The 10057-nt window shown below is 63.1% G+C and carries 12 protein-coding genes; 6 read left to right on the top strand and 6 right to left on the bottom strand.

The window, feature by feature from the left end; genetic code table 11:
- Positions 1-247: 247 nt before the first annotated feature.
- Positions 248-1042, bottom strand: a complete 795-nt coding sequence (locus J7I79_RS20840) for a hypothetical protein (protein WP_251043109.1) — start codon at positions 1040-1042, stop codon at positions 248-250.
- 454 nt (positions 1043-1496) lie between these two features.
- Here J7I79_RS20840 and J7I79_RS20835 point away from each other — a divergent pair, with 454 nt between their 5' ends.
- Together J7I79_RS20835 and J7I79_RS20830 are read left to right on the top strand one after the other, a co-directional pair.
- The gene (locus J7I79_RS20835) at positions 1497-2018 is read left to right on the top strand and encodes a hypothetical protein (RefSeq protein WP_214956590.1); all 522 of its coding nucleotides are present in this window, start codon (positions 1497-1499) and stop codon (positions 2016-2018) included.
- Positions 2019-2176: 158 nt separating this feature from the next.
- Positions 2177-2509 (top strand): DUF2809 domain-containing protein, encoded by a 333-nt coding sequence (locus tag J7I79_RS20830; RefSeq protein ID WP_214956588.1) that lies wholly within the window; start codon positions 2177-2179, stop codon positions 2507-2509.
- 207 nt (positions 2510-2716) lie between these two features.
- Here J7I79_RS20830 and J7I79_RS20825 read toward each other — a convergent pair whose 3' ends face one another.
- The 5 genes from J7I79_RS20825 to J7I79_RS20805 form a co-directional block, all read right to left on the bottom strand.
- Positions 2717-2959, bottom strand: a complete 243-nt coding sequence (locus J7I79_RS20825) for a DUF1801 domain-containing protein (RefSeq protein ID WP_214956587.1) — start codon at positions 2957-2959, stop codon at positions 2717-2719.
- An 8-nt stretch (positions 2960-2967) separates the two neighbouring features.
- Positions 2968-3213 carry a hypothetical protein gene (locus J7I79_RS20820; RefSeq protein ID WP_214956585.1) on the bottom strand — a complete coding sequence of 82 codons (246 nt, stop codon included), beginning with the start codon at positions 3211-3213 and terminating at the stop codon, positions 2968-2970.
- Between the two features lie 262 nt (positions 3214-3475).
- Positions 3476-4381 carry a carbohydrate ABC transporter permease gene (locus J7I79_RS20815; protein ID WP_214956583.1) on the bottom strand — a complete coding sequence of 302 codons (906 nt, stop codon included), beginning with the start codon at positions 4379-4381 and terminating at the stop codon, positions 3476-3478.
- A complete protein-coding gene (locus J7I79_RS20810) occupies positions 4378-5313 on the bottom strand; it encodes a carbohydrate ABC transporter permease (RefSeq protein WP_214956581.1) in 936 nt (311 codons plus the stop codon). The genes J7I79_RS20815 and J7I79_RS20810 overlap by 4 nt, the downstream gene beginning before the upstream one ends.
- A 4-nt stretch (positions 5314-5317) precedes the next feature.
- Positions 5318-6661 carry an ABC transporter substrate-binding protein gene (locus J7I79_RS20805; protein WP_214956579.1) on the bottom strand — a complete coding sequence of 448 codons (1344 nt, stop codon included), beginning with the start codon at positions 6659-6661 and terminating at the stop codon, positions 5318-5320.
- Positions 6662-6776: 115 nt separating this feature from the next.
- Between J7I79_RS20805 and J7I79_RS20800 the strand changes: the two genes are divergently transcribed.
- The 4 genes from J7I79_RS20800 to J7I79_RS20785 all read left to right on the top strand — a co-directional run.
- The gene (locus J7I79_RS20800) at positions 6777-7442 is read left to right on the top strand and encodes a GntR family transcriptional regulator (RefSeq protein WP_214956577.1); all 666 of its coding nucleotides are present in this window, start codon (positions 6777-6779) and stop codon (positions 7440-7442) included.
- Positions 7439-8404: a dihydrodipicolinate synthase family protein gene (locus tag J7I79_RS20795; protein ID WP_214956575.1), complete on the top strand. Its 966-nt coding sequence runs from the start codon at positions 7439-7441 to the stop codon at positions 8402-8404. The genes J7I79_RS20800 and J7I79_RS20795 overlap by 4 nt, the downstream gene beginning before the upstream one ends.
- Positions 8401-9537, top strand: coding sequence for a mandelate racemase/muconate lactonizing enzyme family protein (locus J7I79_RS20790; RefSeq protein ID WP_214956573.1), 1137 nt, complete (start codon positions 8401-8403; stop codon positions 9535-9537). Before J7I79_RS20795 ends, J7I79_RS20790 begins: the two co-directional genes overlap by 4 nt.
- A gap of 101 nt (positions 9538-9638) precedes the next feature.
- A partial coding sequence (locus J7I79_RS20785; RefSeq protein ID WP_214956571.1) for an aldehyde dehydrogenase family protein occupies positions 9639-10057 on the top strand: 419 nt, incomplete at its 3' end.

The following is a 10057-nucleotide window of genomic DNA, read 5'->3' as shown; positions in this document are numbered from 1 at the left end:
CCGATGTCCCGAGACATAACACGGCTCGATCCGAAGCCGAGGGTGTGCACATTGTGCACACCCTTCGTTCGCCGACTCTGGGTACGCCATCAGAGTCAGCCATGAGCGACGTCCAAGTAGTCCAAAAACTCCAGGGCCATGCCTCCGTGACCACCACACAGGTGACGTCCGGTACGCTCCGACAAATCCATGCCGCCACGCAGCCCCGCGCCCAGGGTGGGGTTTCTTTCCCGCCGGCTGCCGGTCCTCAGGCAATCAGGTTGAGCGTGAGTTCCATGGCGCCGAGGAAGAGTGCCAGAACCGACGTGCCCAGCCCAGCCACCAGAAGCAGGCCGGGGTGGGCGAGACCCACCACAACGCGCCGGAGCTGGGGCGAATGCCGCAGGAATCTCTTGGGCAGCCGCGAATCTTGCGGGTTCTGGCGCCAGCCGCGGAGACGGCGCAGGAACCACGCGCAGCGCACAATAAGCGCCATCCACAACACCGACACAACCAGGGGGACCGCCGCCAGGAGCAGGTTGAAGCCCAACGAGGTCACGGCACGCTCCGAGTTCCCTGCCAGTGCCTGCACCGTTGTGGAAATCGAGGCGCTGGCCACCACGGAGAGGCCCCACACCACAAACGCAGCCGTCAGGGCGAGGAACCGGATAAAGAAGTGCGCGAGCACCGATTCTTTCTGGGGCTTGAGGTACCGGCGCGGGGTCGCCTGAAGCACGGCCACAGTGCAGGCCAGTGTGGGCAGGGCAGCCATCCCCACAAGCACGTACCAGGTCCAGCCGGCCAGGTCCACGAACTCGTCAACAATGATCAGGAACGCCCAGAAACCCGTCCACGTCCAGCCTGCATGCAGCGGATTCCGGACTAGCCAGGCGGGCAGCCGCTGAGGCAGCGGGACAGCCGGCGCGGAAGGAGGCCGGGAAACAGGATTTCGGACCCTGCTATTTGCAGGCGCAACTTCAGCCGGACCGACGCCGACTGGGCCGTCCGGCAGGGCCCCTGCGTTGGCGTCCGGCGGGTTTTGTTCCCCTCTAGCCATGCTCATGGGCTCACTGTAGCAATGCAGGAGGCGGGCCCGTCGTCTCCGTCCGCGCGGTTAGGCTAGGCAGCAAACCTTGGTTTATAACTGCGCCGCCGTGGCAGCGACCTCGGCAGCTGTCGGGCGCTACCACGGGCAGATCGGCAGAGTTCCACAGACTTCGGCTGCCCAAGCCAGGATGGGTACCCGGATTACAGGCGGTCGGTGGGCTTCGTCGGCCGGTCGGTCCACAGCGACCACGTTGGGGCGTGCTATGCGAGCATTGGGACAGCCCTGTCCTGGTCACTGCCCCGGAGCGATCTCTGGGCTTCCACTTCGGAGGGCTGCAACCCTGCGTAAAGCGGTAGACCTCGAGACGGTAGGGGCCGCTGGGCAAACCAAAAACATACCCAGAGCCCGTGGCAGCGGAACTATCGGCTTTGTCCATATCCAGATCCGGCATGACGCCGAAGAGCTGGCGATGGCCGCCGCGGATCTCGCACACCGGGGCGACCTGGAGGACCACAAAGCCTGCGAGACGTCACTGCGGACCTTGCCTTATGCGACCACGTGCGGCTTCCGGGACTTCGGCTGGGAAGGCGGGGCCCTGCACGTTCTCGTGTCCTTCAGCAGCACCATTCAGAAGACGGAGGCAGAGGGCGCCGGCAGATACTCAGCACGCGCCTGCGCTGACTTCACCGTGGACTACCACGACCGGCTATCCAGCCGGCCGTTGGCCTTCGTCGCAGCCATCCCGGCCTTTGTCCTCTCGAACAACCGGGAACGTTCGCAGTCTGCACAGGGAGCGAATGCCCGCTGTGGTATCAAGCCACGGTCCTGCCAGGGAGCGGAATCCTATCTCGCGCTGGCCCGGCACGCACACAATTTCAGCCAGGTCTCGGGCCGGCGAAAGCCGCAGCCGAAGAAACCCAAATGCCCCGCCGATCGGACGTACTCCCCCGTCGTCGGCCGGCTAATCTACCGCAACAGAGCGCTGAGCTAGGCTGAATGCGAAGATTCTTGTTGGTCCGCATCCGGGAGGAAAATGAGCAGCTTCGATAATGCAGGCGTGGAGCATTGAGCTGTTCTCTCGAACCGGGGCGTTCAAGAATCGGACGGGCCTTGCTATGCATCGCCGGGCTGATGAGCGTTGTGCTTGGGTTGAGCATTCGCACCCTCAGCGATGCAGCGTGGACCGTCCCCGCCGGTGATGGCCTGTACGCAGTTCTGGTCTATGTTCTCGTGGCCATCCTGCTTCCGTCTAAGTCCAAGGCACTGATTGCAGCCGCAGCCGTTACAGTCTGTGTGATGATCGAACTGTTCCAGCTCACTGGTCTTCCAGCCGAACTCGGAGAGTCCTGGCCGCCCCTTCGCCTGGTCCTTGGAACCACGTTCGGTTCCGCGGATTTGTTCGCCTACGCCGGCGGTGCTGCCGTCGCTTACGCGGTGGATCGGACGACGGGCACGGTGGTGAACAGCACCCGCCATCACTAGGTGCCCTGCCGTTCTGCCCCGGGGAGGACAACCACCCAACGAAGGTCCTGGCGGTCATGCAACAGCTATACCCAGAGCTAGGTGAGCGAAACTTCACGATTCCTCTAGGACTGGCGTGAATGTCGAGGCACCGCTCGCGCTGTCGAAGTTGACGTCAACGTGTTGCGTTTCCCGGCGACCTTTTGCCTCGGCAGCAGGCCCTCGGGTTCAACGCTTCCTGCCCCCGACACCCGGCACGGACGCGACTTGCTTCATCCACGCACCGATCTGGCCTTCGTCGATGTCGTCCATGGATTCGAGCTCCAAGCCCCGCGTTGACTTGCCCATCCCCACCGGTGTCACCGGCGGTACGGGCTCGAGCGCCACGCCATTGATGAACATGAGCTTGACATGGCCAGCAAAACCGCCGCAGCTGAAGCACCACCCATCGCCGACACCGTAGTACGACATGCCTCACTTCACTGAACGCCGGGGTCAGGCAGCGTCTTTGCCGCCAGCGCATCGACCGTTTCGGCGATGCCGCGCTGGGGCTGCGGCAGGCTGGCGATATATGCGAAGACCGGATCGTCGCCGACCGCCGCTTTCGCGCGGGGGTTTGCCCTGCCGGTCATGGCCTTCGGCAGCGTGGTGGCTGCGTCGGCAGGTGCCGCTGTGGGCGTGGCCGGCCTTTGGGCTTCCCTCTTACCAATCTCCCTGCGGGTCATGCGAGCATTATTCCTTACACGTCGCGGGACGGAGCTAAACTCATCAACGGATGGATCCTTATTCGAAATTGAGATCGCCAGCTGAGTCTTATGAGCGCCACTGCGTTTATCCTTGCTGGGCGTGAGCATGCCGCCAGGCGAAGGCTTGTTCAACGGCGCCTGTTGCCAGCCGCCGGACAAGCCGTATTCAGTTTCTCCGCGGATGGAATCGTTTGATGGCCTCAGCTGGTTATTTGACTGGCGTCAAGTTTGGGCGGCGCCGTTAGCCTTTGACAGCGCCTGCGCTCAACCCCTGGACAAGGAATTTCTGGACGTAGGCGAACAGGAGGACCACGGGGATGATGGCCACGACGCCGCCGGCGGCGAGGGCACCGAAGTCCGCGCCGAACTCACCCAGCAGGTAGCTCAGGCCCACAGGAACCGTGAAACGGCTCTGCGTGCTCATGAACATGATGGCGAACAGGAAGTTGTTCCAGGCGCTGATGAACGCGAAAGAACCGACCGCCACAATGCCCGGCTTCAGGAGGGGAAGGACCACCAGCCGGAACGCCTGGATACGGGTGCAGCCGTCCACCCAAGCAGCTTCTTCGAGTTCCACGGGGACGTTGCGGATGAACCCGGCCATCAGGATCAAAGACAGCGGCAGGTGGAAGACGGTGTCCGAAATGATGAGGCTCCACAGGTTGTTGGTCAGGCCAACGGCATTGAAGATCTCAAAAAGCGGAATCAGCATCATGGCGCCGGGCACGAACTGGGTGCACAGCATGGCCACCAGGAACAGTGCCTTGCCGCGGAACCTGAAGCGGGCCAGGGCATAGCCACCGAGCAGCGCGATGACAGTTGAGGTGAGTAGGCTCATCCCGGCCACGAAAAGGCTGTTCTGGAAGTAGATGCCGAAGCCTGAACCGTTCCACACGGTGGCGAAGTGGTCGAAGGTGATCGGCCACGGCACAAGCGACGTGGAACCGGCGGGCCGGAATGCAAAGAGCAGCATCCAGTAGAACGGGACGAGCGTGAAGATAAGGAACAGCGTCAGCGGAGCGTAGGTCAGGACCCTGCCTATGCGGCGCTCGCGCTTTTTCAGGGCACTCATGGGCCGTGGTGCCGGTGTACTGGCGGCCTCTGGCCTGGCCGGGGCGAGGGGTGCCGTGGGAAGCAGCGAGGTCATTTTTCATCCTCTTTTGACTTGGTGATGCGCAGATAGACGAGCGAGAAGAACGTCAGAATCAGGAAGGCCACGACGGTCAGCGCCGAACCGTAGCCGAAGTCCCGGTCATGGATGGCCGTCTGGGCGACGTACAGCGGGAGGGTTGTTGTGGAACTCGCGGGTCCGCCGCCGGTCAGTGTGTAGAGAAGGTCAACGTTGTTGAATTCCCACACGGCCCGGAGGAGTGTGGCGATGATGATGGCCTGGCGGATGTGCGGCCAAGTGATCGAGACGAATTTCCGGAGGGTGCCGGCCCCGTCCACCTCGGCGGATTCGTAGAGTTCCAGGGACACCGACTGGAGGTCGGCAAGGATAAGGATCGCGAAGAACGGAATGCCCTTCCACATCTCGGCCAGAACGACGGCCCAGAACGTGGTCCCGCTCCCCGAAAGGAGGGACACGCCGTACTCGCCGATGCCGATGTCCGCGAAGTATCGGCCGATCCCGGTGGAGGGGTTGTAGATGAGGATCCAGATGGTGGTGGTGAGGATGCCGGAAACTGCCCAGGGCGAGAACACGAGCGCCCGGGCAAGGCCGCGGCCGATGAACGTCTTGTTGATCAGCAAGGCCAGTGCCAGCCCGAAGATGAACTGCAGCCCCACCTCCACGGCCACCCATTGGGCGGTAAAGGCAAGACTCCGCCAGAAGAGGGGGTCGGAACCCATGCTGATGAAGTTGTCCAGGCCGGCGAAGCCGTCGTTCCAAGGCTGGGTCACATTCGAGTGCTGGAGGCTGTAGTAGAAGACGCTCCCGACGGGATAGACCAGGAACACCAGAGTCAGGATTGCCGCCGGACCGATGAGGAGATAAGGATAGAGGCGCCTCAGGCCTGAGTTTCTTGACCTTGAGGGCCGCTTTGGCTCTGCAGGGCGGGCGGGAGCGATGACTGTCATGGCGTTACTTCTTCATGTACTTTTGCTGGGCTTTGGTCAGCTTCTCGGCGCTGGTGGTCAGGAAGTCCTTCATGGAAAGCTGGCCCTGAAGCACTTTCTGCCATTCCGGAAGCATCTCGGTGGTGGTGATCGAGTTGAACTCAGGCAGGTAGTAGGGCTGTTCCAGCAGGACTGCATCCTTGTTCTCGAGTGCCTTGACTGATGCCTGCATCGCAGGGTTCTGCGTCACCCACGATTCCTTGGCCACTTCGGAGTTGCCAGGCAGGTAGCCAGATTTCTGGGCCCAGAAGCTGTTGCCTTCAACGCTCATCGTGTACTGCAGGAACTTCCAGGCGGCTTCCTTGTGTGCACTGGCCTCGAACATGGAAAAGCCGGTAGTCATGCGGCCGGTCAGAACGGACTTGCCGGAGGCAGAGGGGAACGGCGCGACCGCTGCTACCTTGTCGGCGCCAAGAGCTGCGACGTGGGTGGGGTAGGACCCGATGCTGTGGCTGAGCATTGCCGCTCCCCCGGCGCCGAACTGGGCCACCATGGTCTTGAAGTCGGCGGTCAGGTCACTGGCCGCTGTGTCCTTGGCGTACAGGGCTGCGTATTTTTCCGCTGCGGCGATGACTGCCGGGTCGTTCAGGGTGGACGTCCCGTCCTCACGGAAGAAGGTCGCCATTCCGGCCTGCGGGTAGACCATCTGGACGAACTGCGGGAAGAACCCGTTGCCGCCCCGGAGCGTGTAGCCGAATTTGCCCGACGCCTTGTCGGTAAGCTTCTGCGCCGCCGTGTAGAAATCGTCCCATGTGGAGGGGCTGGACAGCCCCGCATTCTTAAATAGATCAGAGCGGTAATAGACGACGTCGGCAAGGCTGGTTGCCGGTGTCAGGTACAGCTTTCCATCGGGTGAGGCAGCCCGTGAAGACTTGGTCATCGCCGGCGATATTTTGTCCTCCCACCCGCCGCTCTTGAAGTCGCCGTCGAGGGGTGCCAGGGCGCCCTGCGCGACGAGCGCTGAGATGTCGGAGGCCTTGGGCGTGATGATGTCCGGCGTCGCCTTGGTGGCGATGGCGGTGCTGATCTTCTGCATGTACGAGTCAGTGGGCAGCCCGAGGTAGTTGACCTTGATGCCGGGGTTCTTGGCCTCGAACATGCTGATCAAGGTCTTCAGGTTCTCCGTGCGCTCGGGCCGGGTATCCGTGTCCCACAGTTCAAGCACGACGTCACCCTTTTCGGTGGCGCCGGTGTCGGCGCCGGTGCCGCAGGCTCCCAGTGCCATGGTGCCGGCAAGGACGGCCGCCACGGACAGGGCGGTCCTTCTCTTGAGAGTCCTGGTGGTGGATGAGCTTTCGTTCTTACGCATCATTGCGTTCCTCTCATAGGGCGTAGGCCGGAAGGTTCGGTCGCCGTCGTTCTCATACATCATATACTACATATGATGCACCTGATATGATGAGTTTCATGGAAAGGAATTTATTGTGAGTACTGAAGTTATGCCACTCGGTTTGCTGCCAGCGTCTTCCCGGACCGGCCTCGTTGTGGAGGCACTCCGGCGGTCGATACTGACAGGCGAGCTTCCCGCAGGGCAGGCCCTTGTCGAGACCGAACTGGCCCGCCGCTTCGGAATCTCCAAGACCCCCGTCCGGGAAGCACTGAAGACTCTCGTCGGTGCCGGCCTGGTCACGATGAGCGAATACAAGGGCGCCACCGTCCGCGTGGTCGATGAGGAGATGGCGCGCAGCGTCTTCGACGTCCGCTCACTCCTAGAGCCCGTCGCCGTCGCCCGCACTGTGGAACGCGGACTGGACCTTGACCTTGCGCAGGACGCGCTGGACCGCGCCTCGTCCGCCAAGGACGAAGCCGAACGGAGCCTCGCCAACCGGGACTTCCATCAGCTCCTCTACTCCAACTGCGGCAACCCTGTCCTCATGAACATGCTCGACGGGCTGCGCGAGCAGACGGCCCTCATCTCGGTCAACGCCTGGATCCAGCAGCCGTCCTGGGAGACAGAGGCGGCTGAGCACGCCGAAATCCTTGCCGCCGCGCGGAACGGCGACGCCGGCCGTGCCGCGGAGCTCGTCCTCAACCACATCCACAGTTTCGAGGTCCGTGCAGTCGGACAGATCGCCAAGGGAAAACAATGACATTCTCCGACCTCCGGGCAGCCTTGGCAGACGTCGTCGCCATCCCCGTGACCCCCTACCGGGACGGCGTGCCGGACATCGCGGCCTTCAAGATGCTGCTGCGCCGGCTGGTCGACAACAACGTCACCACCATCACGCCCAACGGCAACACGAGCGAGTTCTACGCCCTGACTGTCGCTGAACGCCGCCAGCTCATCGAGGCTTCGGCAGAGGCTGTAGGTGGCGACGCTGCGCTGCTCCTGGGCATCGGATACGACATCGAGACGGCCAATGCGGATGTGCGCATCGGCAGGGACGTGGGCATCCGGATGGCGATGATCCATCAGCCCGTCCACCCCTATGTATCGGCCGCAGGCTGGGTGGACTACCATGCCCAGATTGCCGCAGCCGCCCCTGACATGGCGTTCGTGCTGTACATCCGCAACGAGTGGGTGACCGCGTCAATGCTGGTCGACCTGGCAATTCGGTGCCCCAACGTCATCGGGATCAAGTATGCCGTGGCGGACCCGACGCAGTTTGCCCGCATCAGGGAACTGGCCGGAGCCGATCGCTTTGTGTGGATTGCCGGTCTGGCCGAACCGTATGCCCTGTCCTATGCAGCCCACGGCGCGACCGGATTCACCTCCGGCCTGGTCAACGTCAATCCCCAACTGTCGCTCTCGCTGCGTGACGCCCTGCGCAATGGGGAGTATTCGCTGGCCGGCAGTCTCCTCGCACGGATTTCCCGGTTTGAGGAAATGCGGTCCGAGGACAGGTCCGCCAACAACGTCAGCGTCGTCAAAGAAGCGCTCGCCCAGCTGGGCCTGTGTGAACGCTCCATCAGGCCCCCGAGCCATGAGGTCAGCGAAGCAGCCCGCGATGAGATCGCCGGCATTCTGGCCCAGTGGAGCACCATGCATGACCTCATGCCCGAAAGTGGACTGAGCGAGCGGGCGCGCGCCGAAAGGGCAGTGATTGCATGAAAATCACCGGCTTCAAGACCTTCATGCAACGCGTCGGCAACCGGCCGCGGCTGCTCCTGCGCGTGGACACCGATGAGGGAATCTCAGGATGGGGGGAAGCATACAACCACGGTCCGGACTGGGCGCTTGTCCCCGTGCTCGACTACATGTTCGAACAAGTCAAGGGCGATGACCCGCGGCGGGTAGAGTTCGTGACCCAGAAACTGATCCGCAAGGCGCGGTTCCCGCAGGGCGCCATTGGGCTGGCTGCCATCTCGGCCATTGATCACGCCCTCTGGGACATCGCCGCGAAGGCCCTCGACGTGCCGGTCTATGCCTTGCTGGGAGGGGCGGTGCGTGACAGGGTTTCGGTCTACGCCGGTGTCTACTCAGCCCCGGACCCCGCCGAATGCCGGTCAGTCACCGAGGAGCTGAACGAACGCTACGGGTTCACCGCGTTCAAGCTCAGCCCTTTCCGCGGGGACCTCCACAACCGCAGATGGGGTCTGGTGGTCTCCGAAACCGCCGACTATTTCGGCGCCGTCCGGGAAGCCTGCCCCGATGAGTGGGACTTCGCCTTTGACGCCCATGCCAAGATCTTCGAGCCCTACCAAGCGATCCAGCTCGGCAATGCGCTGGCCCCGTACCAGCCTCTGTTTTTCGAAGAACCCATCCGCCCGGAGTACTTTCCTGCATGGCACCGGCTCCGGGCAGAACTCAACGTCCCGCTGGCCACCGGCGAAAGCCTTTACTCGGCCAACGAATTCCTCAGCCTCCTCTCGGGGGCCGGCGCGGACATCGTCCAGCCGGACATCTGTGTCGTCGGCGGCATCTCCCAGATGCGCAGAATCGCCACCATCGCCGAAGCGCACTTCACCACGGTGGCACCGCACAATCCAATGGGCCCGCTTGCTGTGGCCCACAACCTCCACTTCGCGGCCGCGTGCAGCAACTTCTCGATCCTGGAGTACAAGCTCGAACAGACCACCTGGTGCCCCGACCCTTACCTTCCCGTAGACGGCCACCTTGAACTGCGCCCGGACCGCCCAGGCTGGGGAATCGACATCGACGAGGCCGCCCTGACAGACGACGACTACATCCACTGGGAACGTCAACTGCCGACCAGGCCTGACGGTTCCCTCGCGTTCTGTTAAGAAATATCCCCGTCTCGGATCGTGAGAGGTGTCCACGACCGCCACCCCGGTTTCAGCGCGCCACCGTCTCCTGATCAACGCCTCCCTAAGGAGTCAGCACTATGACACTCACCGGACACTCCCTGATCGCCGGCCTGCCCGTCGCCGGCAGCGGGAAAACAGCGTTCGGTTTCAACCCCGCAACCAACGAACAGCTCGCCCCGGCGTATTTGCTGATCACCCAGGAACAGCTGATGACGGCGACCTCCGCCGCCGCGGACGCCTACCCCTCCTTCAGCACGCTGGACCCCGAAACGCACGCTGGCTTCCTGGAAGCCATCGCCGACAACATCGAGGCCATCGGCGATGAACTGATCATCCGTGCCAGCCAGGAGACCGGCTTGCCCGCGGCCCGGCTGCAGGGCGAACGTGCCCGTACCACCGGCCAGCTCCGCCTGTTCGCCTCCGTGGTCCGGCAGGGCGACTTCCGCGGCGTCCGCATCGATCCCGCCCTGCCGGAGCGCACGCCGCTCCCCCGGGC

Origin of the sequence: Arthrobacter sp. ISL-69, assembly GCF_018613775.1 — a bacterium.
Classification (GTDB): domain Bacteria; phylum Actinomycetota; class Actinomycetes; order Actinomycetales; family Micrococcaceae; genus Arthrobacter.
Note: the sequence above shows the minus strand (reverse complement) of the source record. Positions and strands in the feature narration are given on the sequence as shown.

Coding starts and splice junctions, on each gene's coding strand:
- J7I79_RS20815 (WP_214956583.1), bottom strand. CDS start 4,381: ATGACCTCGCTGCTTCCCACGGCACCCCTCGCCCCGGCCAGGCCAGAG.
- J7I79_RS20805 (WP_214956579.1), bottom strand. CDS start 6,661: ATGCGTAAGAACGAAAGCTCATCCACCACCAGGACTCTCAAGAGAAGG.
- J7I79_RS20820 (WP_214956585.1), bottom strand. CDS start 3,213: ATGACCCGCAGGGAGATTGGTAAGAGGGAAGCCCAAAGGCCGGCCACG.
- J7I79_RS20835 (WP_214956590.1), top strand. CDS start 1,497: ATGGCCGCCGCGGATCTCGCACACCGGGGCGACCTGGAGGACCACAAA.
- J7I79_RS20795 (WP_214956575.1), top strand. CDS start 7,439: ATGACATTCTCCGACCTCCGGGCAGCCTTGGCAGACGTCGTCGCCATC.
- J7I79_RS20840 (WP_251043109.1), bottom strand. CDS start 1,042: ATGAGCATGGCTAGAGGGGAACAAAACCCGCCGGACGCCAACGCAGGG.
- J7I79_RS20825 (WP_214956587.1), bottom strand. CDS start 2,959: ATGTCGTACTACGGTGTCGGCGATGGGTGGTGCTTCAGCTGCGGCGGT.
- J7I79_RS20790 (WP_214956573.1), top strand. CDS start 8,401: ATGAAAATCACCGGCTTCAAGACCTTCATGCAACGCGTCGGCAACCGG.
- J7I79_RS20810 (WP_214956581.1), bottom strand. CDS start 5,313: ATGACAGTCATCGCTCCCGCCCGCCCTGCAGAGCCAAAGCGGCCCTCA.